General features: G+C 74.3%; 20 protein-coding genes. 5 read left to right on the plus strand and 15 right to left on the minus strand.

Features of this window, described 5'->3' with window-relative positions:
• Positions 1-81: 81 nt before the first annotated feature.
• A complete protein-coding gene (locus ACFVUH_RS07205) occupies positions 82-366 on the minus strand; it encodes a glutaredoxin family protein (RefSeq protein ID WP_355357961.1) in 285 nt (94 codons plus the stop codon).
• A gap of 118 nt (positions 367-484) precedes the next feature.
• Here ACFVUH_RS07205 and ACFVUH_RS07210 point away from each other — a divergent pair, with 118 nt between their 5' ends.
• The 3 genes from ACFVUH_RS07210 (at position 485) to ACFVUH_RS07220 (ending at position 4,562) form a co-directional block, all read left to right on the plus strand.
• Positions 485-1,537, plus strand: a complete 1,053-nt coding sequence (locus ACFVUH_RS07210; RefSeq protein ID WP_387911683.1) for an HAD-IB family hydrolase — start codon at positions 485-487, stop codon at positions 1,535-1,537.
• A gap of 621 nt (positions 1,538-2,158) precedes the next feature.
• Positions 2,159-2,932 (plus strand): ECF subfamily RNA polymerase sigma factor, BldN family, encoded by a 774-nt coding sequence (locus ACFVUH_RS07215; RefSeq protein ID WP_387911823.1) that lies wholly within the window; start codon positions 2,159-2,161, stop codon positions 2,930-2,932.
• Positions 2,933-3,212: 280 nt separating this feature from the next.
• Positions 3,213-4,562: a DUF5667 domain-containing protein gene (locus ACFVUH_RS07220; RefSeq protein WP_387911685.1), complete on the plus strand. Its 1,350-nt coding sequence runs from the start codon at positions 3,213-3,215 to the stop codon at positions 4,560-4,562.
• A 110-nt stretch (positions 4,563-4,672) separates the two neighbouring features.
• Here the strand turns inward: ACFVUH_RS07220 and ACFVUH_RS07225 are convergent, their stop codons facing one another.
• From ACFVUH_RS07225 to proC, 8 genes are all read right to left on the minus strand, one after another.
• Positions 4,673-5,686 (minus strand): lysophospholipid acyltransferase family protein, encoded by a 1,014-nt coding sequence (locus tag ACFVUH_RS07225; protein WP_355357953.1) that lies wholly within the window; start codon positions 5,684-5,686, stop codon positions 4,673-4,675.
• A 27-nt stretch (positions 5,687-5,713) separates the two neighbouring features.
• Positions 5,714-6,805, minus strand: a complete 1,092-nt coding sequence (locus ACFVUH_RS07230) for an NAD-dependent epimerase/dehydratase family protein (protein ID WP_387911687.1) — start codon at positions 6,803-6,805, stop codon at positions 5,714-5,716.
• Between the two features lie 150 nt (positions 6,806-6,955).
• Positions 6,956-7,054 carry a 30S ribosomal protein bS22 gene (locus ACFVUH_RS07235; protein WP_003948845.1) on the minus strand — a complete coding sequence of 33 codons (99 nt, stop codon included), beginning with the start codon at positions 7,052-7,054 and terminating at the stop codon, positions 6,956-6,958.
• A gap of 189 nt (positions 7,055-7,243) precedes the next feature.
• Entirely contained in the window at positions 7,244-7,453 is a 210-nt protein-coding gene (locus ACFVUH_RS07240) for a helix-turn-helix domain-containing protein (RefSeq protein WP_045937940.1), read from the minus strand.
• Positions 7,454-7,758: 305 nt separating this feature from the next.
• Positions 7,759-8,955: an acetoin utilization protein AcuC gene (locus ACFVUH_RS07245; protein WP_355357947.1), complete on the minus strand. Its 1,197-nt coding sequence runs from the start codon at positions 8,953-8,955 to the stop codon at positions 7,759-7,761.
• Between the two features lie 71 nt (positions 8,956-9,026).
• Positions 9,027-10,250, minus strand: a complete 1,224-nt coding sequence (locus ACFVUH_RS07250; RefSeq protein ID WP_387911824.1) for an MFS transporter — start codon at positions 10,248-10,250, stop codon at positions 9,027-9,029.
• A gap of 165 nt (positions 10,251-10,415) precedes the next feature.
• Complete coding sequence (locus ACFVUH_RS07255) at positions 10,416-11,069, minus strand: HAD family hydrolase (RefSeq protein ID WP_355357944.1); 654 nt, start codon at positions 11,067-11,069, stop codon at positions 10,416-10,418.
• A 39-nt stretch (positions 11,070-11,108) separates the two neighbouring features.
• On the minus strand, positions 11,109-11,936 hold the full coding sequence (gene proC, locus ACFVUH_RS07260) for a pyrroline-5-carboxylate reductase (protein WP_355357941.1): 828 nt from the start codon (positions 11,934-11,936) through the stop codon (positions 11,109-11,111).
• 189 nt (positions 11,937-12,125) lie between these two features.
• Here proC and ACFVUH_RS07265 point away from each other — a divergent pair, with 189 nt between their 5' ends.
• Both ACFVUH_RS07265 and ACFVUH_RS07270 read left to right on the plus strand, forming a co-directional pair.
• A complete protein-coding gene (locus ACFVUH_RS07265) occupies positions 12,126-12,560 on the plus strand; it encodes a hypothetical protein (RefSeq protein WP_355357938.1) in 435 nt (144 codons plus the stop codon).
• Positions 12,561-12,685: 125 nt separating this feature from the next.
• Positions 12,686-14,083, plus strand: a complete 1,398-nt coding sequence (locus ACFVUH_RS07270; RefSeq protein ID WP_387911690.1) for a hypothetical protein — start codon at positions 12,686-12,688, stop codon at positions 14,081-14,083.
• Between the two features lie 6 nt (positions 14,084-14,089).
• Here ACFVUH_RS07270 and ACFVUH_RS07275 read toward each other — a convergent pair whose 3' ends face one another.
• The 6 genes from ACFVUH_RS07275 to ACFVUH_RS07300 all read right to left on the minus strand — a co-directional run bounded on the left by ACFVUH_RS07275 (position 14,090) and on the right by ACFVUH_RS07300 (position 20,678).
• Entirely contained in the window at positions 14,090-14,617 is a 528-nt protein-coding gene (locus ACFVUH_RS07275) for a hypothetical protein (RefSeq protein WP_355357932.1), read from the minus strand.
• A gap of 91 nt (positions 14,618-14,708) precedes the next feature.
• The gene (gene ilvD / locus ACFVUH_RS07280) at positions 14,709-16,553 is read right to left on the minus strand and encodes a dihydroxy-acid dehydratase (RefSeq protein ID WP_387911691.1); all 1,845 of its coding nucleotides are present in this window, start codon (positions 16,551-16,553) and stop codon (positions 14,709-14,711) included.
• A 166-nt stretch (positions 16,554-16,719) separates the two neighbouring features.
• The gene (locus tag ACFVUH_RS07285) at positions 16,720-17,490 is read right to left on the minus strand and encodes a class I SAM-dependent methyltransferase (protein WP_387911693.1); all 771 of its coding nucleotides are present in this window, start codon (positions 17,488-17,490) and stop codon (positions 16,720-16,722) included.
• 51 nt (positions 17,491-17,541) lie between these two features.
• The gene (locus ACFVUH_RS07290; protein ID WP_387911695.1) at positions 17,542-18,336 is read right to left on the minus strand and encodes a class I SAM-dependent methyltransferase; all 795 of its coding nucleotides are present in this window, start codon (positions 18,334-18,336) and stop codon (positions 17,542-17,544) included.
• A gap of 32 nt (positions 18,337-18,368) precedes the next feature.
• Entirely contained in the window at positions 18,369-19,196 is an 828-nt protein-coding gene (locus ACFVUH_RS07295) for a sugar phosphate isomerase/epimerase family protein (protein ID WP_380688602.1), read from the minus strand.
• 519 nt (positions 19,197-19,715) lie between these two features.
• Positions 19,716-20,678, minus strand: a complete 963-nt coding sequence (locus ACFVUH_RS07300; protein ID WP_387911697.1) for a Ppx/GppA family phosphatase — start codon at positions 20,676-20,678, stop codon at positions 19,716-19,718.
• Between the last annotated feature and the right edge of the window lie 120 nt (positions 20,679-20,798).

Raw genomic sequence — 20,798 nt, forward strand, 5'->3', positions numbered from 1 at the left:
AAATCGGCAACGATTCGGCGAACCGCCCCCGCCGGACGGCGGGGGTCGGGGCGCCTCGGGCGAGGCCGGACGGCGCCGGGGTCAGGCGCCGAGGGCGGTGCGCAGCCGCTTCTCGTCCACCCGCCAGAAGTCGTGCTGGCGGCCGTCGATCAGGGTGACCGGGATCTGCTCCCAGTAGCGCCGGTAGAGCTCCTCGTCCTGGGTGATGTCCTTCTCCTCGAAGGAGGCGCCCAGCTCGGCCGTGACCCGGGCGATCACCTCCCGGGCGTCGTCGCACAGGTGGCAGCCGGGCTTGGCCACCAGGGTCACCGTCCGGTCGGCCGGCTTCGGCCCCGGGTTCTTGTCACGTCGCAGCAGTGGGCTCACCCCGCCATTGTGCGACGCCCCTACGGACGCGCCGGACACGGCCGGCCCTCCTCCCGTTCACCCCTCGGGCACGCCGCCGTCACGGCCGCCGCCCAGGTGGCTGGCTATGCTCGATGACATGGCCGTGCTCCGAAGGCTCACCCAGGCAAGGCGTTCCACCAGCTCGCGGACCGCCCTCGCGGGCGAGGCCGCGGCCGAGGCGGCGGAGGCCGCCCTGCGGGCCGCGCCGCAGCCTCCGGTCGGGGAGCCTCCGGCCGGGGAGCCCGTGGCGGAGCAGCCGGCGGGGGCACCGCCCGCGCAGGAGCGGCCCGCCGGGGAGCAGCCGACGGAGTCGCAGCCGGCCAGGCGCGGCAAGGCACCCAAGGCCCCGGCGGAGAACCACACGCCCGAGCCGGACGACCCGCGGGCCGCCGCGTTCTTCGACTGCGACAACACCATCCTGCGCGGCGCCGCGATCTTCTACCTCGGCGTCGGCCTCTACCGGCGCGGCTTCCTCAGCCGCCGGGACATCGCCCGGTTCGCCTGGCAGCAGGCCTGGTTCCGGCTGCACGGCGCCGAGGACCCGGAGCACATGGCGGACGCCAAGCACACCGCGCTCGGTGTGGTGGCGGGCAAGCGGACCGCCGATCTGGAGGCGCTCTGCGAGGAGGTCTTCGAGGACGTCATCGCCGACAAGGTGTGGCCGGGCACCCGTGCGCTGGTGCAGATGCACCTGGACGCGGGCCAGCGGGTCTGGCTGGTCACCGCCGCCCCGGTGGAGGTGGCCCGGATCATCGCGGCCCGGCTCGGCATGACCGGCGCGCTCGGCACCGTGGCCGAGGCGCGCGACGGCGCGTACACCGGCCGGCTGGTCGGCGAGCTGCTGCACGGGCCGGCCAAGGCGGCCGCGGTGCGCTCGCTGGCCCGGCGCGAGCGGCTGGACCTCGACCGCTGCGCCGCCTACAGCGACTCGGCCAACGACATCCCGATGCTCTCGCTGGTCGGCCATCCGTACGTGGTGAACCCGGACGGCGCGCTGCGGCGGCACGCCCGGGCGCAGGGCTGGCGGGTGCGGGACTTCCGGACCGGGCGGAAGGCGGCCCGGGTGGGCCTGCCGGCCGCCGCCGCGCTCGGCGTGGCGGCCGGCGCCGCCGCGGCCGGCGTCGCGCTGCACCGTCGCTGCCGGGCCTGAGCCGCCGCCCCCGGCGCCCGGTCCGGCGCGGGTCGCGGGCCCGCTCCGCGCCCCCGTCCGGGCGCCCCTCGCCGGGGTGAGCGCGGTCAATCCGCACGCCGACCAGGCCGCTCGTACGGGCGAACTCCCGCGCGCCGCAGGGCCGTCCGACCCTGCCGACCGAACCCGCCACCCAGTGACCGGATCTGATCGTTCGCCACCTTGCGAAAGTCGGGGATTATCTGACCTCCAGGCCGGGAAACCGCCCGCCACGCCGCCGAATCGGTCACCTGGCGCACTCGTTCTGTCACGTTGAGCCAGCCGATCGCTGAGGCGTTCGGTCAGTATCGGCCGGATTTGCACCCCGCGCGGATCCCAAACGACCACTTCGACCACACGGTGTAGCTGTCATTGCACAAAGCGTTATTCTCTCCTGGATGCACGTCACCCACCCGCCCCAAGCAGGACCGGGCGGGACGGGCGTGCTCTCCGCGCAGGCGGAGGTGATCCGTCCACAGTTCTGCCTCTGGGAGTCCCGTGTACCCACCCGTCCGGAACGACGCGCCTGCACCCTCCCGCCCGTCGTCCGCGCCCCTGCGCTCCCGCACCGGCCTCCGCGTCCGCCCCGTCCCGCCCCGGCAGATCTCCACCGGCCTGGAGCTGCTGCGCAGCCTGCTCCGCAGCCAGCTCGCCGCCGTTCCCCAACCGGCGCCCGCCGGAGCCGCGTTCGGCCCCGGACCCGCCCTCGGCGGCCCGCTGCTGCGCACCACCGCCGCCGGATCAGCCGGCACCGGCGCGCGCGGCCGCACCGGCACCACCGGCGGCCGCAGCCGCGCCCGCACCACCACCGGCCCCGGTTACGAGACCGAGCACAACCCGATCATGGAGCTGGTCGAGCGGGCCCAGGCCGGCGAGAGCGACGCCTTCGGCCGGCTCTACGACCACTACGCGGACACCGTCTACCGCTACATCTACTACCGGGTCGGCAGCCGGGCCACCGCCGAGGACCTCACCAGCGAGACGTTCCTGCGCGCGCTGCGCAGAATCGGCACCTTCACCTGGCAGGGCCGGGACTTCGGCGCCTGGCTGGTGACCATCGCCCGCAACCTGGTCGCCGACCACTTCAAGTCCAGCCGCTTCCGGCTGGAGGTCACCACCGGCGAGATGCTCGACTCCAACGAGTGCGAGCGCAGCCCCGAGGAGTCGGTGCTGGAGTCGCTCTCCAACGCCGCCCTGCTGGAGGCCGTCCGGCGACTGAACCCGCAGCAGCAGGAGTGCGTCACCCTCCGCTTCCTGCAGGGGCTCTCGGTCGCCGAGACCGCCCGGATCATGGGCAAGAACGAGGGCGCCATCAAGACCCTGCAGTACCGCGCCGTGCGCACGCTGGCCCGGCTGCTCCCGCCCGACGCGCGATGAGCCGGCGGTGTTCCGGGGAGGGCTCCGGGCAAGCGGCAGGAGAGATAGGAAGCGGGCCGTCACCTTCCGGGGCGGCCCGACACATCCGGGTGAACGGTCGGTCCGATGATCAGCCGTGCGTAACCGACCGCCCGCACCGCTCGTTGGCCAGCGTGCAAGCCTCCACCAGGCGTACGGTCAAGTCGAATTGCGACCTCTCACCCGATGGAGTGGCTTTGGCTTGTCGGAGCAACCGTCCGGCGAGCCGGGGTGTCGACAACGACGAAGGGAGGTGTGGCCCGTGACGGCAAACGTGCTGGAGCACCGGCGGGCGAAGGCCTTCGCCGAGGCGCTGGAGGCCCACCAGGCGGAGCACCGCGCTGCCGACGGCGACGGAACGGCCATCACCACCGGCGGGAACGCCGGTTCGGCCGCGATGACGGAACTCATCGACACGGTCGGCGCGCTCCGCGCGCTGCCGGTCCCGGAACTCGACCAGGAGGTCCGGACCGTCCAACGCGCCCAGCTGATGGCCGCGTTCGAGCAGGCCTTCGCGGGCGGCCCGGGCGCGACCGTGCCACGGCAGCGCCGCCACCGGGCCGTCCGCACCGCGCCGCGCGGACGCTGGAGCCGCCGGTTCGCGATCGGCGGACTGGTCGCCGGCCTCGCCGTCGGCAGCTTCGCCGGCGCCGCGGCCGCCAGCGGCAACGCGCTCCCCGGCGACCCGCTGTACGGCATGAAGCGCGGGCTGGAGGGTCTACGGCTCAACCTCGCGGGCTCCGACAGCGAGCGCGGCGAACTGCTCCTGGACAACGCGGCCACCCGCCTCGGCGAGGCGAAGTCCCTGGTCGGCCGGACCGACCCGGCCGGCGCGCTCAGTCCGGGCACCGTCGAGCAGGTCCGCAAGGCCCTCGACGCCATGCACGCCGACGCCCTCAAGGGGCGCGACCTGCTGCGCGCCGTCTACCGCAACAACGGCTCGCTCGACCCGATGCGCACCCTGGCCGGCTTCGCCCAGGACGAGGACGGCACCTGGTCGGAGATCCAGTCCCGGCTCCCGGTCCAGCTCACCCCGCAGGCCCACCTGGTGGACCAGCTCTTCGACGCCATAAGCCAGGACGTCGCGCCCCTGCGCCTGGTCCAGCCGCCCGCCCCCGGCGGCGCTCCGGCCGGCGGCGGGGCGAGCGGCGCAACGCACGGCCCCGTCGGCGGCGGCGCCGGCGCGCCGGCCACCGGGACGGCGCCCGGCGGCAACCCGGCGGCCGGCACCGCACCCGCCCAGGGCGGCGCCACCGGCGGCCCGGCGGGCGGTTCGGCCGGCGACCGGCCCGGCGGCGCCCCGCAGGCCCCGGCCCAGGGCGGTGTCCCCGCCCCGGCGGCGCCCGCCGTACCGGTCCTCCCGCTGCCGAGCGGCCCGGCCAACGTCGTACCGGCCCCGGTCGGCGGACTGGTCGACAACCTCACCAGCGGGCTCACCGGGGCGAAACCCTCGCCCAGTGCGGACGCGCCCGCCCCGGCGCCGACGCCGGACCAGCCCCCGGCCGCGCCGACCGAGGCGGCGCCCAGTGCGAGCGGCGCGGCCCAGCAGGGCGTCGAGGTGCCCCCGCTGATCCCGGGCCTGCTGCCCGGTCTGCGGATCCTCGGCGGCTGACCGGACAGCACCGGACGGCATCGGCCGGCACCGGCCGGACGGCGGGAGATCGGAGCGGGCCCCGGCGGACACCTCGTCCGCCGGGGCCCGCCCTGTCGGCCCGCCGACCGTCAGAAGAACACCGACCGCCGCTGCACCAGCAGCTGGTAGAGCGTGTGCTGGATGGTCTCCCGCACCTCGTCGGCCAGGTCGAAGACCAGCATCGGATCGTCCGCCGCGTCCGCCGGGTGCCGGTCGGTCGCGATCGGCTCGCCGAACTCGATGATCCACTTGGTCGGCAGCGGCACCGCCCCGAGCGGCCCCAGCCAGGGGAAGGTCGGCGTGATCGGCACGTACGGCAGGCCCAGCAGCCGGGCCAGCGTCCGGAAGTTCCCGATCATCGGATAGGTCTCCTCCGCCCCGACGATCGAGCACGGCACGATCGGCACCCCCGCCCGCAGCGCCGAGGAGACGAACCCGCCCCGGCCGAACCGCTGCAGCTTGTACCGCTCGCCGAACGGCTTGCCGATCCCCTTGAACCCCTCCGGCCAGACGCCGACCAGCTCGCCGCGCTCCAGCAGCGCCTGGGCGTCCTCGTTGCAGGCCAGGGTGTGCCCGGCCTTGCGGGCCAGCTCGTTGACGCCCGGCAGCACGAACACCAGGTCGGCGGCGAGCATCCGCAGGTGCCGGTGGCGCGGGTGGTGGTCGTGTATCACCACCTGGGTCATCAGGGCGTCCAGCGGGACCGTCCCGGAGTGGTTGGCGACGATCAGCGCGCCGCCCTCGGCCGGGATGTTCTCGATCCCGCGCACCTCCACCCGGAAGTACTTCTCCGCCAGCGGCCGCAGCAGCCCGAGCAGCACCTCCTCGGTGAGCTCCCGGTCGAAGCCGAACTCGTCGACCTCGTAGTCGCCGGTGATCCGGCGGCGCAGGAAGGACAGGCCGTCGGCGGCCCGCTCCTCCCAGCCCTTGCCGAACGCCCGGGTCGCGGCGGCGCCGAGCCGCCCGGCCAGCGCGCCGCCGACCGCGTCGGCGACCCGGTCGGCCAGGCCCGGACCGCCGGCCGGCGGCTCGGTCCAGCTGGGGGCGGACTCGATCGGGATGACCTTCGCCTCGCCCGGCGCGTTCTCGGCGGCGGCACTCATGCGGGTTCAGCTCCTGGGTCGGTGCGGTCAGTGCGGTCGGTGCGGCCGGGCGGCGGTGCCGGACCCGGCGAGCAGCGCGGCCAGGCCGTCGGTGACGGCGGTCAGCCGGCCCGGCGGCAGCAGCCCGGGCGACAACGCGGCGGCGAAGTCCGCGAACGCCTCCGGGGTGGTGAACGACGGGCGGTAGCCGAACGCCTCGCGCAGCCGCGCGGTGTCCACCACCCGGCCGTGGGTCAGCAGCCGCAGCTGCTCGGGCGAGACGTCGACCAGCCGGGTCTGCCGGGCCAGCCCGGCCATCCAGCTGACGGCGGGCAGCAGCAGCGGCAGGGTCGGCCGGCCCAGCCGGCGGGCGCACTGGGAGAGCAGCAGCACGCCCTCCCCCGCGACGTTGAAGGTGCCGGTGTTCACGGTGCCCGGCTCGGCCGGGAAGGAGGCCCGGCAGAGCACCTCGACCACGTCGTCCTCGTGCGCGAACTGCAACCGGGGGTCGTAGCCGAGCACGGTCGGCAGCACCGGCAGCGCGAAGTACTCGCTCAGCGGGGTGTCGGCGCCCGGGCCGACGATGTTGGCGAACCGCAGCACGGTGACCGCGACGTCCGGGCGGCGCCGGGCGAAGCCGCGGACGTAGCCCTCCACCTCGACGGCGTCCTTGGCGAAGCCGCCGACCGGCAGCACCTTCGGCTGGGTCCGCTCGGTGAACACCGCCGGGTCGCGCGGCGCCGAGCCGTAGACGCCGGTGGTCGACTTCACCACCAGACGCCGCACCCCCGGGGCCTTCTGGCAGGCGCCGAGCAGCTGCATGGTGCCGATCACATTGGACTCCTTCACCGCGGAGCGGTGGGTGGAGCCCAGACCGGTGGCGCTGACCGCGAGGTGCACGACCGTGTCGACGCCGTGCTCGGCGATCACCCGCGCCACGGCGGGGCGGCGCAGGTCGAGCTGGTGGAAGCGGTACGGGGCGGCGGGCCCGTCCGGCTCCGCGAGCGCGCGCAGCGCCGGTCGCGGCGGCTGCACGTCCACCCCGACCACCAGGTCCACCCCGGGGCGGCGGCGCAGCTCGGCGGCGAAGCGGGCCCCGAGGTTGCGGGCCACGCCGGTGACGAGCACGACCGTTCCCACAGCGCTGCACCCCATTCCTCGGCCCGGGAGGCCTGCGTGCACCGTACCGCGCCGCCTCGACGGGCCGGGAAACGACACCGCCCGCCCAGGCCACGAGGGCCGGGGCGGGCGGTGCGAAGCGCTCGGCGCGCGAGGCGCGGCCGGGGGCGCTTACTTCTTGTTGCGACGCTGGACGCGGGTCCTCTTCAGAAGCTTGCGGTGCTTCTTCTTGGCCATACGCTTGCGACGCTTCTTGATGACAGAGCCCACGGAACAACCCTCGCTCACTGAGACTCTCGCCCGTGAGAGACGGAGTCCATACGACTGACGGAGGGCCTAGCCTACATTCCGCACGCCCAGGGCCGTAATCGCGCTCCCCGAGGCGGGCGAACTCAAGGCGAATCCGGGGCGAACGGATACGGGGTCCACCGTGGCGGACCCCGTACCGGACCGGTCCGCCTACGCGCTCTCGAGCCGCACGTAGGACTCCTTGAGGTACTCGTGCACTGCCTGCTGGGGCACCCGGAACGAGCGGCCGACCCGGATGGCGGGCAGCTCACCGCTGTGCACCAACCGGTAGACCGTCATCTTGGAGACCCGCATGACCGCGGCCACCTCGGCCACGGTCAGGAAGACGACGTCCTGCAAGGGGCGTTCGCCGGAACTCATGACCATCACCCGACCCTTACCCGTGTGCAAGGCACCGGCTTCCCCTCCGGTGACTCCACCGGCACACGTGTATCCCCAGAGTAGTTATGGGTGGTACCAGTGGGAAGAGGGAGAAGCGCAGTCCTCGTACGGTGAGGGATAAGCCGGTTGCAGTACGTAGCCGATCGGCGGTCTGCACTAGTCGGCGTGCGCACTCAACGCGACGGGGCACCAGGTCTTCACAAGCGGTGGCACCGGTTCAGCCGTCCGGGGCGGGCAAGGGGCCGGGGAACGGGCCGGGCACGGGCCGGGAAACGGCCGCCCGGTCAGGGCATCAGGCCGTGGTGCGGCAGGACGGCGCGGCGGGTGGCCAGGATCGCCTGATCGAGGCGGTCCGCCGGATCGTAACCCGCGTCGAAGTCGCGCCAGACCGGACGGGCGCCGTCGGTCATCCGCAGCGGGGCCGGGCGGCGGGTGCGCCGGTAGACCTCGGCGCGCCAGGACTCCGGGGTCTCGGTGGCCGGGTCGACGGGGCGGCCGGCCGCGGTGGCGACCAGGTGGGTCCAGGTCCGCGGGACGACGTCGACGACGGCGTAGCCGCCGCCGCCGAGGCCGATCCAGCGACCGCCGGCGTGCTCGTGGGCCAGCTCGTGCAGCTCCTGGGCGATCACCCGCTGGGCGTCCACGGTGACCGCGAGGTGGGCCAGCGGGTCCTCCAGGTGGGTGTCGGCACCGTGCTGGGTGACCAGGACCTGCGGGCGGAAGGCGGTCAGCAGCTCGGGCACCAGGGCGTGGAAGGCGCGCAGCCAGCCGGTGTCGCCGGTGCCGGCGGGCAGCGGGAGGTTGACGGCGGAGCCCTCGGCGCCGGGACCGCCGGTCTCGGTGGCCCAGCCGGTCTGCGGGAAGAGGGTGGCGGGGTGCTCGTGCAGGGAGACGGTGAGCACCCGGGGGTCGTCCCAGAAGGTCTGCTGGACGCCGTCGCCGTGGTGGACGTCGACGTCGATGTAGGCGATCCGCTCGGCGCCGAGTTCGAGCAGCCGGGCGATGGCGAGGGCCGGGTCGTTGTAGACGCAGAAACCGGAGGCGCGGTCGGGCATGGCGTGGTGCAGGCCGCCGGCGAAGTTGACGGCGTGCGGGGTCTCGCCGCGCCAGACGGCCTCGGCGGCGGCGACGGACTGGCCGGCGATCAGCGCGGAGGCGGAGTGGACGGCCGGGAAGGACCAGTTGTCGTCGGTGCCGAGGCCGTGCCGGACGTCCTGCCGCTCGGGGTGCGCGGCCGCGTACTTGACCGCCTCGACGTACTCGGCGGTGTGCACCAGGCGCAGCGTGGACTCACCGGCGGGCGGGGCGGAGCGGAGGGTGACACCCGGTCCGGCGGCCAGGCCGAGGTCCTCCACCAGGCGCATGGTGAGCGCCAGCCGGGTCGGGTCCATCGGGTGGCCTGGGCCGAAGTCGTAGGCGGTGACCGCCTCGTCCCAGAAGAGGTGCAGGCCGCAGGAGGTGTCACGCTCGGCTTCGGGCATGCCGTCCACCGTAGTGGGTGGGGGCGGCCGGGCCCGCCAACGGGTCCTTGAACGCTGGTCGTACGGGCGGGTCAGACCTGGTCCCGGAGGACGGCCCGGGCGGGGGCGGGCGCCGCCGGGGCCGGGGCGAAGCGGTCGGCGAGCGGCAGGACGGCCAGCACCAGCAGCATCGGCGCGAGCAGCGCCCAGCGGTACGAGCTCGCGTCCGCCAGCGCGCCGACCAGGGGCGAACCGACGAGGAAGCCCACGTAGTTGAACAGGTTGAGCCGGGCCACCGCGGCGTCCGAGTCCGCCGGGAAGAGCCGCCCGCCGGCCGCGAAGACCTGCGGGATGATCGCGCAGATGCCGAGGCCCAGCACGGTGAACCCGGCGATCCCGGCCCAGGCGCCCGGCGCGGCGGCGGCCACCGCGAAGCCGAGCGCGGCCAGGGCGGCGCCGCCGCGCACCACCGGGACGGCGCCCCAGTGCTGCACGGCGCGGTCGCCGAGCGCCCGGCCGAACAGCATCGCCACCATGTAGCCGAGGTAGGAGAGCTTGGCGATGTCCTCGGGGCTGTCCAGCCCGTCGGTCAGGTACTTGACGCTGTAGTTGGAGACCGAGGCGTCGGCGATGTACGCGAAGGCCATCGCCAGGCAGAGCGGCAGCAGCGGGCGCCAGGGGATCGTCCGGGCGGCGGCCTCGGCGGCCTCCCGGACGGCGTCGCCGAGTTCGGCGGTCCCGGCGTCGGGGGTCCCCCCGGCCGGGGGCCGGGGGAAGCCGCCGGCCAGCAGCACGAGCGGGGCGATCACCGCGGCGGCCGTCCCGAACAGCACCGGCAGCCCGAGGTCGTCGTGCGCACCGAGGCCGGCGACGGCCGCACCGAGGATGCCGCCGAGGCTGAACGCGGCGTGGAAGCCGAGCATCACCGAGCGGCCGTAGCGGTGCTGGAGGCCGACCCCGAGCATGTTCATGCTGGCGTCCAGCGCGCCGACCAGCAGCCCGAAGGCGCCCAGGGCGAGCGCCAGTTGCCAGAGCGTGTCGCCGAGGCCGGTGGCGGCCAGGGTGGCGCAGACCGCCGGCTGGACCACCCGCAGCACGGCCCGCGCGCCGGTCCGGCGGACCAGCCGCTCGGAGGCGATCGACCCCACCCCGGCCAGCACCGGAACGGCGGCCAGGAACAGCGGCAGCAGCGCGTCGCTCAGCCCGTAGCGGTCCTGGATCTCCGGGATGCAGGTGACCAGCAGGGCGAAGGTGACGCCCTGGAGCAGGAAGCTCGCGGCCAGCGCGGCCCGGCCGGCCCGGAGCCCGGGCGTGATCGGGGCCGTGGCCGGGGGCGTGATCGGGAGCCCTCCGGAGCTCTCGGCAGGGTCGGCGTTCTCGGCGTCCTCGGTACGCACATGCACCTCGCTACTGGCCGGTAAGGCGGTCGGTGGCGAGAGCGTAGGGGCAGACGGCCGTTTTCGGGAGGGGGTGCGCGCACCTCAGCCGAGCAGGGCGGGGACCTCGGACAGGTCGGCGATCAGGCCGGTGGCGCCGGCCGCGGTCAGCTTCGCCGGGTCGGTCAGCGCGGTGTAGCCGTAGACGTCCATGCCGGCCGCGCGGGCGGCGAGCACGCCGTTGGGGCTGTCCTCCAGCACCAGGCAGGCCGCCGGGTCGACGCCCAGGGTGCGGGCCGCGTGCAGGAACAGGTCCGGGGCGGGCTTGCCCACGCCGACGTCCTGGGCGCTGAAGATCCGCTCCTCCGCGATGTGCCCGCGCAGGCCGGTGACGTCCAGGGCGGCGCGGATCCAGCTGTGGTGGGCGGAGGAGGCCAGGCAGTAGGGCACGGCGCGCCGCTGGAGCTCCTTCAGCAGCGCGTCCGCGCCCCGGACGGCGGCGAGTTCGGTGGCGAAGGCGTCGAAGACCCGGCCGTGGAAGGCCTCGTCGAAGCCCTCCGGGAGCCGGGCGCCGTCGTGGCGCTCGGCGATCACGTCGTGCACCCGGTGGGCGGCGGTGCCCATGAAGTCCCGGTAGGAGTCCTCGATCGTGGTCGGGAAGCCGAGTTCGGTCAGGTACTCGGCCAGCAGCCGGTTGGAGAGCGGCTCGCTGTCCACCAGGACACCGTCGTTGTCGAAGATCACCAGTTCATAGGCCATGCGTTCGACCCTATCGGCCCGTCGGCCCGGCCCCGGCGGTCACTTGCCGCCGGAGGCCAGCTCCCGGGAGCGGTCCCGGGCCGCCTCCAGGGCGCCCAGCAGGGCCGCCCGCACCCCGTGGTTCTCCAGCTCGCGGATGGCCGCGATGGTGGTGCCGGCCGGCGAGGTGACCGCCTCGCGCAGCTTCACCGGGTGCTCGCCGGAGTCCCGCAGCATGACCGAGGCGCCGATCGCCGACTGCACGATGAGGTCGTGCGCCACCTGCCGGGGCAGGCCGAGCAGGATGCCGGCGTCGGTCATCGCCTCGACCAGGAAGTAGAAGTACGCCGGGCCGGAGCCGGAGAGCGCGGTCGCCGCGTCCTGCTGGGACTCGGGCAGCCGCAGCGCCTTGCCGACCGAGCGGAAGATCTCCTCGGCCCGCTCCAGGTGCGCCTCGGTGGCGTGCGAGCCGCCGGAGATGACGCTCATGCCCTCGTCGACCAGGACGGGCGTGTTGGGCATCACCCGGACCACCGGGGTGCCGGCCGCCAGCCGGGCCTCGAACCAGGCCGTGGGGATGCCGGCCGCCGCCGAGATCACCAGCCGGTCCGGGGCGACGTGCGGCGCCAGCTCGTCCAGCAGGGTGCCCATGTCCTGCGGCTTCACCGCGAGGATCAGGGTGTCGGCGAGCTTGGCGGCCTCGGTGTTGCCGACCACGCCGACGCCGTAACGGGCGGCCAGTTCGGCGGCCCGCTCGGGGCGGCGGGCGGTCACCAGGACGTCCCCCGGGTCCTTGCCCGCCCGCAGCAGACCGGAGAGCAGGGCCTCCCCGATCTTGCCCGTGCCGAGGAAGGCGATCTTCTGTCCGTGCGCCGCGCTGCTGGTCATGGCCGCTCCTTGCCTCCGGTATCGCGTTCCGGTACCGCCGCCATCCTCGCACCGCGCGCCCGCCCCCGGCCGCAGCGTCCACTCTGCGGGCACGGCCGGCGACGTCAGCCCCTAGGGCGAAACTCCGGGTTCTCCCCTATGGCCCGGGGGTGGAGGCGGGAGCACCGTGGAGTCATGGCACACGGAGAGATGTCCCGACGTGAGAACCGGCAGGTCGCCGTCGCCGCGGCGACCCTGGGGCCGTGGCGGACCGCCGCGGGAGTCGGTGCGGTGGTGGGGGCGACGGACCTGGTGATCGATCTGATCGACGGGGACTGGTCGCTGAGCATGCTGGCAGGTCCGGCCGGCTGGGGCCTGTTCTTCTTCTTCCTGGTCGGCACCGTCGGCGCCCGGATGCGCCGGGAGGGCAGCGACCGGCGGCTGCAGCAGTGGGCGAACGAGCACCCGTGGCAGGCGGCGCTCCCGGCGGGCGGCGGGCTGCTGGTGCTGAACATGCTGGCGCAGCTGTTCCTCGGGGACGCGGGCGTGTTCGAGGCGTTCTTCGAGTCGCTGTTCCCGGCCGCCATGCTGGTGACCGTCGCGGGGGTGGTCGGATCGGTGAAGAAGGCCCGCGGCAAGGGCTGACGGGGCGTGGCCGCGCTCCCCCAGGAGGGGACAAAACGGGCTGATCCTCGCACACCGCCGGGGTGTTCACCGACCGGTGTGGCCCCGATCGAACATCCGTCACACCCCGTCGGCATACTGGCGCGATGCCGATCGCCGAAGATCCAGAACCGCGCCCGTCCGAGGGCCGGGAACCGGACGGGACCGCCCCGACCGGACCGGACGGGAAGGACCCGTTCGCCGACCTCGTGCTCGACGAGGAGTTCGTCCGGGGAGCCTCCGTCAAGGAGCAGACGGGCCGCACCCGAATGCTCGCCGCCCAGTGGAAGCACACCCCGCCGGTCGACCCGGGCGGCCGCCGCTCGGTGAACGACGGGCCGGCACCGAAGAAACGGTTCGCCCGCAAGGGCCGGCCGGTCGACGCGTGGGGCAACCCGCGGCCACGCCGTTCACTGGAGTGGCGCACGCCGCTGTTCGTGCTGCTGGCCGTCGCCCTGGTGCTCGCCGCGCTCAACGTCGACGGGCTGCGGTCCTGGTACTCGACGCGCTTCGGCGACGGCTCCGGCGGCACGCCCGCCGCGTCGGGGCCGGTACCGACCGTCGCCCCGGAGACCGCCCGGCCGACCGCCGCGCCATCGGCGGCGGCCGAGCAGCGCCCGACCGTCGACCACCCGTGGGCCGGCTCCCCCGCCGAGGGGTGGCCGACCGACATCGCGGCGTTCGCGCCCAAGGAGACCCCCGGCGCCGTCGGGGTGTTCACCGCCGAGGAGGTCGCCGAGCAGGTCGAGCTGGTCAAGCAGTACCTGGCGGCGGCCAACCTGGACCCGGCGGTGGTGGCCGGCGGGCGTCCGACGGCCGCGCTGGCGATGCTGGACGCCGATGAGCAGAACTCGGCGGTCAAGGCGCTCGCCAAGCCGTCCGCCGAGACCGACCCGACACACTGGTTCACCCGCTTCGACCCGGCCGAGGCGATCCCGGTCAACAGCACCGTGAAGCTCCAGGGCATGCTCACGGTCGAGGGCGACGGCGAGAAGGGCGTGCTGGTGCACGCCGACTTCACCTACGTGTACGCGCTGCGGCCGGGACCGGACGCCGCCAAGCGGGCCGCCGCGCCCAAGCCGACGCCCACCCCGCGGCCGTCCACCCCGGGCGGCAAGGGCGGCGGCGGTGGGACCGGTGGCACGAACGGTGGCGGTACCGGTGGCGGCACGGCTCGGCCGGTCGGCTGGACGGTGCCGGCCGCCGACGTCGCCGGGGACACCTGGACCACCCGCACCGTGGTCCGCAGGGTGGAGACCTTCCGGTTCTACGACCCGAAGCGCTTCAACGTGATCCCGAAGAAGCTGAACATCAACAGCCGGTCCGAGATCGGCAACAGCGCCTGCGACGTCTACGACGGCTACCTGCACCCGCAGTTCGACCAGTTCGCGGCCTCGTTCGGCGGCCCCGAGCCGGCGCCCAGCGGCACCGCCAGCGACCCGTACGACCGCAGCAAGGACCTGTCGGAGGGCGACGGCGAGTGCGGGACGGTGACCCGCAGCTGAGCCGGGCTAGCGCCGGCGCTTGGCCCGGCCCGGCGCCTTGGTGCCGGGCCGGCCGCTGCGGCCGGCCTGCCGGCGCTCGTAGCGGTCGCGCTCCTGCTCGTAGCGGGCGCGCCGGACGGCCTCGCCCGGGGCCTCGCGCAGGCTGCGGACGAAGTAGGCGAGCAAGGCGCCGACCCCGCCGATGATCCAGACCACGCCGAGCGACTTCTCCTCGGCCATCCAGCCGGTCAGGTTCTCCTTGCCCTCGGTGAGCAGCTTCCAGGTGCGCAGCGCCGCCAGCAGCGAGCAGATCGCGACGGCGGCGACCAGCAGGCCGTTGAGGAAACCGCCGTTGTCGGCCACCCGGATGCCGTCGACGGCGAAGCGCAGCACCAGGGCGGCGGCCGCGGCGCAGAGCAGGGCGCCGACGGGGACGAGGACGCGGCGCAGCCGGTAGTCGCCGCCGCGCTCGACCCAGCTGGTGCCGAACCAGCGGATCGGCTCCGGCTCGGGGGCGCCGACGGGCTGGGCGGAGGGGGTGGGTTCCTGGGTCACGGATCCGATTATCCCCGCTGGGCGGGAACGACGGAGGAGCCGTCCCGGTGGCCGGGACGGCTCCTCGTCGGTGTTGCCGCGGAGGGCGGGGTCAGCCGAGCTTGCCGACGTCCCGGACGGCGCCCTTGTCGGCGGAGGTGGCCATCGCGGCGTACGCGCGCAGGGCCTGGCTGACCTGGCGGTCGCGGTTCTTCGGCCGGTAGCCGCCGCCGGCCTCCAGCACGCGGCGGCGCTCGTCCAGGACCTCGGCGGGCACCTCCAGCGAGATCCGCCGGCCCGGGATGTCGATGGCGATGGTGTCGCCGTCCTCGACCAGCGCGATGGTGCCGCCGGACGCGGCCTCCGGGGAGGCGTGGCCGATGGACAGGCCCGAGGTGCCGCCGGAGAAGCGGCCGTCGGTGACCAGCGCGCAGGCCTTGCCGAGACCGCGGCCCTTGAGGAAGGAGGTCGGGTAGAGCATCTCCTGCATGCCGGGGCCGCCCTTGGGGCCCTCGTAGCGGATGACGACGACGTCGCCCTCCTTGACCCGCTTGGCGAGGATCGCCTCGACCGCGTCCTCCTGGGACTCGACGACGACGGCCGGGCCGCTGAACGTCCAGATCGACTCGTCGACGCCGGCGGTCTTCACGATGCAGCCGTCCTCGGCGAGGTTGCCGTACAGCACGGCGAGGCCGCCCTCGACGGAGTAGGCGTGTTCGACGCTGCGGATGCAGCCCCGGGCGGCGTCGGTGTCCAGCGACTCCCAGCGCTCGGACTGCGAGAAGGCCTCGGCGGAGCGGACGCAGCCGGGGGCGGCGTGCCAGAGCTCGACGGCCTCGTCGGAGGGCGAGCCGCCGCGGACGTCCCAGGTCTTCAGCCACTCGGCGAGCGAGTCGGCGTGCACGGTGTGCACGTCCTCGTTGAGCAGCCCGCCGCGGTAGAGCTCGCCGAGGATGGCCGGGATGCCGCCGGCCCGGTGCACGTCCTCCATGTAGTACGCGCCGTTGGGCGCGACCTTGGAGAGGCAGGGCACCTTGCGGGAGATCGCGTCGATGGCCCGCTGGTCGAAGTCCAGCTCGGCCTCCTGGGCGGCGGCGAGCAGGTGGAGGATGGTGTTGGTCGAGCCGCCCATGGCGATGTCCAGGGCCATGGCGTTCTCGAAGGCGGCGCGGGTGGCGATCGCGCGCGGCAGGACGGACTCGTCGTCCTGGCCGTAGTGCCGGTTCGTGATCTCGACGACGGTGCGCCCGGCCCGCTCGTAGAGGGCGCGGCGGGCGGTGTGGGTGGCGAGCACGGAGCCGTTGCCGGGCAGCGAGAGGCCGATCGCCTCGGTGAGGCAGTTCATCGAGTTGGCGGTGAACATGCCCGAGCAGGAGCCGCAGGTCGGGCAGGCGTTCTCCTCGATGATCGCGATGTCCTCGTCGGAGACGTTCTCGTTGACCGCCTGGGAGATCGCGTCGACCAGGTCGAGCTTGCGCACGGTGCCGTCGACCAGGGTGGCCTTGCCGGCCTCCATCGGGCCGCCGGAGACGAAGACCGTCGGGATGTTCAGGCGCAGCGCGGCCATCAGCATGCCGGGGGTGATCTTGTCGCAGTTGGAGATGCAGATCAGCGCGTCGGCGCAGTGCGCGTTGACCATGTACTCGACCGAGTCGGCGATCAGGTCGCGCGAGGGCAGCGAGTAGAGCATGCCGCCGTGGCCCATCGCGATGCCGTCGTCGACGGCGATGGTGTTGAACTCGCGCGGGATGCCGCCCGCCTCCTTGATCGCCTCGGAGACGATCCGGCCGACCGGCTGGAGGTGGGTGTGGCCGGGGACGAACTCGGTGAAGGAGTTGGCGACCGCGATGATCGGCTTGCCGAAGTCCTCGCGGGCTACGCCGGCCGCCCGGAGAAGCGCCCGGGCGCCTGCCATGTTGCGACCGTGGGTGACCGTACGGGACCTCAGCTCGGGCACTGTGCTCCACTCCTTCGGAGGCGGCTGGCGGCCCCGGTCGTTCGGAGGGTGCGGGGCCGCTGTGTCCGTCGAGCCTACGCCCGCCGTCCGGGCGGCGGACGCCGCGTCCGCGATGCGGTCAGCCGGGTGGCCGGCCGGGTCGTCGGCCGGGTGGTCGGCCGGGTGGTCAGCCGGGGACGACCGCCACGGTGAGGTCCAGCAGGTACGGCGCGGTGATCAGGCCGTCCGGGAACTCGGCCCGCAGCGCCTCGCGCTCGCCCTCCAGCAGCGCACGGCGCCGGTCCTCGTCAAGGACGGCGACGTAGGAGCGCGAGGACATGTCGGTGACGAGGTCGTCGACGGTGGTCCGGCGCTCCCAGCGGAGCACCGTGGTGGCGGACTCCAGACCGAGACGGCGCCACTGGTCAGCCGCCGACTCCAGCTCGTCGAACTGGCGGACGGCACCGGGCAGCAGCGCGCGTTCCCGGTCTCCGGACGCCCTGACCCAGGGCACGTCCGGGTCCATCACGTTCCACCAGGCGGCGAGGGCCCCGCCGGGGCGCAGCACCCGGACCGCCTCGGGAACGGAGCGCTCGGGATCCGTCCAGTGGAAGGCCTGGGCATAGGTGACGAAGTCCGCCGAACGGTCGTGGAACGGCAGGTCGTCACCGCTGCCCCGGACCAGCGCCAGACCCGGCCCGGACGCCAGGAACCGCGCCGCCATCCCCGCGCTCGGCTCCACCCCGACCACATCCGCGCCACGGCCCGCCAGCAGCCGCGTCGAGATCCCGGTACCCGCACCCACATCCAGCACCCGGGCACCCCGCAGACCCCGCCCGGACAACCGCTCCAACTCGTCGAACAACTCCTGCGGATACGACGGCCGCGCCTGGTCGTACTCCGCCGCCACCCCACCGAACGACTCCGCGAGCTTCCGGAATTCCTGTATGTCCGTCATGTCCACTCCCCCGTCCGGCAGTTCACGTCACGCGTCAGCGTACGCGCGCGGTCAGGCCGGGGTGACGGCAACGGTGAGGTCCAGCACGTACGGCTCGATCACCCAGCCGTCCGGGAACTCCGCCAGCAGGGCCTCCCGCTCGACGGCCAGCAGCGGAGCGCGCCGATCCGGGGTGAGCGCGGCGAGGTAGGAGCGCGAGGTGAGGTCGGTGATCAGGTGGTCGACGGTGATCCGGCGCTCCCAGTGGAGCACGGTGTGCCCGGTCCGCAGTCCGTACGGGGCGAGGTGGGAGGCGAACTCGTCGATGGCGCCGTAGCCGTGGTAGCTCTCGGACAGGGCGGCGGCGAGCCGCTCGCCCATCGCCCGCACCCAGGCGACGCCGGTGTCCTTCACGTTCCACCAGGCGGCGAGGGCCCCGCCGGGGCGCAGCACCCGGACCGCCTCGGGAACGGAGCGCTCCGGATCCGTCCAGTGGAAGGCCTGCGCATAGGTGACGAAGTCCGCCGACCGGTCGTGGAACGGCAGGTCGTCGCCGCTGCCCCGGACCAGCGCCAGACCCGGCCCGGACGCCAGGAACCGCGCCGCCATCCCCGCGCTCGGCTCCACCCCGACCACATCCGCACCCCGGCCCGCCAGCAACCGGGTCGAGATCCCCGTCCCCGCACCCACATCCAGCACCCGGGCACCCCGCAAGCCCCGCCCGGACAACCGCTCCAACTCGTCGAACAACTCCTGCGGATACGACGGCCGCGCCCGGTCGTACTCCGCCGCCACCCCACCGAACGACTCCGCGAGCTTCCGGAAGTCGCTGCTGGGCCGGTTCACCGCTCCGCTGTGTTCCGCCATGTCTCCCCCGTTGGACGGCAGTTCGTGTGCTGTCAGCGTACGCGCGCGGGCGTGGCCAGGTGCAGGCGCGTGAAGGCCAGCGCCTCGGCGAGATCGGCCTCGCGTTCGGCGGGCGACGCGGCCCGGCGGGTGTTGACCTCCAGCACCACATGGCCGTCGAACCCGGTCCGGGCGAGGTGCTCCAGCAGCTCGGCGCAGGGCTGCTTGCCCCGGCCCGGGATGAGGTGCTCGTCCTTGCCGGAGCCCGAGCCGTCCGCCAGGTGGATGTGGGCGAGCCGGTCCCCCATCCGCTCGACCATCGCGAAGGCGTCCACCCGCGAGGTGGCGGCGTGCGACAGGTCGATGGTGAAGTGCCGGTACTCCTCGTCGGTGACGTCCCAGCCGGGCGCGTAGGCGAGCATCTCGCGGTCCTTGTAGCGCCACGGGTACATGTTCTCGACGGCGAACCGGACGTCCGTCTCCCCCGCCATCCGGTGGATGCCCTCGACGAACTCGCGGGCGTACTGGCGCTGCCAGCGGAACGGCGGGTGGACGACGACCGCGTTCGCGCCGAGCTTCTCGGCCGCCGCCCGGGCGCGGACCAGCTTGGTCCACGGGTCGGTGGTCCACACCCGCTGGGTGATCAGCAGGCACGGCGCGTGCACGGCGAGGATCGGCATGCCGTGGGCGTCCGAGAGGCGGCGCAGCGCCTCGATGTCCTGGCTGACCGGGTCGTTCCAGACCATCACCTCGACGCCGTCGTAGCCGAGCCTGGCGGCCAGCTCGAAGGCGACCGCGGTGTTGGCCGGGTAGACGGAGGCGGTGGACAGGGCGACCTTGGTGTCCGGGATGTGCAGGGTCGGATGCGCGGGCAGCACCAGGCGGTCGGTGGTGCGCAGCAGCGGGGGGCGGGCGGCGGCCTGGCGGGCGGCCTTGACGGACTTCACCGACTGGACGGCGGCCTTGGCGGCGCCGGCGGCCCGGGCGGTGCGGGTGCCGCGGGCCGGCTGGGCGGCGGGGGCCTCGGGGGCGGTCCTGGAGGCCTTCCTGGACGCGGCCTCGGCCACGTCCAGGGGTGTGGCCGTGGGCCGGTCCTTGGCGGTGGCCTTGTTCGCCGCTCTGGTGGCGGCCTTCCGGGCCGCCTTCTCGGCGACGCCGCCGGCGGCCTCCCGGGCGGCCTTGCCGAGCTTGCGGGGGCGGGCGTCGCGGCGTGGGGCCTCCGACCGCGGCTGCCCGTCCTCGGGAGCGCGGCCCTCCCGCGTTCCGTCCTCGCCCGCTGGTTGCGCCACGGGAGACAGCGTAAGCGGACGGCGCCCGGAACGGGGAGCGGACGGGTGCCCGCCCGGCCGTCCCGGGCGCCGTCCGTCCGGGGGTGGCCCCAGGGAGTCCTCAGGGAGTCCTCAGGGAGTGAGGGCGGGCCGGCGGCGGTCGGCGGCGGTGTCCATGGCGTCCAGCCGGCGCAGGATGATCCCCTCGCGCAGCGCCCAGGGACAGACGTCCAGCTCGTCGAGGCCGAACAGGTCCATCGCGGCGTCGGCGACCAGCGCGCCCGCGAGCAGCTGCTTGGCGCGGCCCTCGGAGACGCCGGGGATCTGCGCCCGTTCGGCGACGGTCATCGCGGAGAGCCGGGGCAGCCAGGCGGCCAGGTTGTTGCGGGTGAGCCGGCGGTCGGCGTACGGGCCGGCGTCGGCCGGGGCGGCGCCGGTCATCCGGGCGAGCTGCTTGAAGGTCTTGGAGGTGGCGACGGCGTGGTCCGGGGCACCGAGGCGGGAGATCTCGCCGACGACGGTGGCGATCTCGGCGCGGATGTGCCGCCGCAGGCCGCGCAGCTGCTCGGGGTCGGCGACGTCGCCGGGCAGCCAGCTGGCGGTCAGCCGGCCGGCGCCGAGCGGCAGCGAGCAGGCCGCGTCCGGCTGCTCGTCCAGGCCGCAGGCGATCTCCAGCGAGCCGCCGCCGATGTCGAGGTTGAGCAGCCGGCCGGAGGACCAGCCGAACCAGCGGCGGACCGCCAGGAAGGTCAGCCGGGCCTCGTCCTGGCCGGAGAGCACCCGCAGTTCGACGCCGGTCTCGTCGGCGACCCGGCGCAGCACCGCCTCGCCGTTGGCGGCCTCGCGCACGGCGGAGGTCGCGAAGGGCAGTATGTCGACCACGCCCTTGTCCTCGGCGACCCGCAGCGAGGAGGAGATCATGGCGATCAGCCTCTCGACGCCGGTCTCACTGATCGCACCCTGCTCGTCGAGGAGTTCGGCGAGCCGCAACTCGGCCTTGTGGGAGTAGGCGGGCAGGGGGGCGGCGCCCGGATGGGCGTCCACCACGAGGAAGTGGACCGTGTTGGAACCTACGTCGAGCACACCGAGTCGCATAAATCTCCACGCTACGCGATCCGGGGCCGGAGGAGACCGGCCCGTACCGGTGTTCTTGCTGGTCCGGGCGCTGATCGCGGCTCCGGCGGGCGGTCCACGGCGGGATCGGCGGGGCCGTTC

This window comes from Kitasatospora sp. NPDC058032 (genome assembly GCF_042885845.1).
Lineage (GTDB): Bacteria > Actinomycetota > Actinomycetes > Streptomycetales > Streptomycetaceae > Kitasatospora.

What these genes read in the sequence shown, in the direction of transcription:
- ACFVUH_RS07210 (WP_387911683.1), top strand. Translation starts at nt 485, where the DNA reads ATGGCCGTGCTCCGAAGGCTCACCCAGGCAAGGCGTTCCACCAGCTCG.
- ACFVUH_RS07225 (WP_355357953.1), bottom strand. Translation starts at nt 5,686, where the DNA reads ATGAGTGCCGCCGCCGAGAACGCGCCGGGCGAGGCGAAGGTCATCCCG.
- ACFVUH_RS07240 (WP_045937940.1), bottom strand. Translation starts at nt 7,453, where the DNA reads ATGAGTTCCGGCGAACGCCCCTTGCAGGACGTCGTCTTCCTGACCGTG.
- ACFVUH_RS07245 (WP_355357947.1), bottom strand. Translation starts at nt 8,955, where the DNA reads ATGCCCGAAGCCGAGCGTGACACCTCCTGCGGCCTGCACCTCTTCTGG.
- ACFVUH_RS07255 (WP_355357944.1), bottom strand. Translation starts at nt 11,069, where the DNA reads ATGGCCTATGAACTGGTGATCTTCGACAACGACGGTGTCCTGGTGGAC.
- proC (WP_355357941.1), bottom strand. Translation starts at nt 11,936, where the DNA reads ATGACCAGCAGCGCGGCGCACGGACAGAAGATCGCCTTCCTCGGCACG.
- ACFVUH_RS07265 (WP_355357938.1), top strand. Translation starts at nt 12,126, where the DNA reads ATGTCCCGACGTGAGAACCGGCAGGTCGCCGTCGCCGCGGCGACCCTG.
- ACFVUH_RS07270 (WP_387911690.1), top strand. Translation starts at nt 12,686, where the DNA reads ATGCCGATCGCCGAAGATCCAGAACCGCGCCCGTCCGAGGGCCGGGAA.
- ACFVUH_RS07285 (WP_387911693.1), bottom strand. Translation starts at nt 17,490, where the DNA reads ATGACGGACATACAGGAATTCCGGAAGCTCGCGGAGTCGTTCGGTGGG.
- ACFVUH_RS07290 (WP_387911695.1), bottom strand. Translation starts at nt 18,336, where the DNA reads ATGGCGGAACACAGCGGAGCGGTGAACCGGCCCAGCAGCGACTTCCGG.
- ACFVUH_RS07300 (WP_387911697.1), bottom strand. Translation starts at nt 20,678, where the DNA reads ATGCGACTCGGTGTGCTCGACGTAGGTTCCAACACGGTCCACTTCCTC.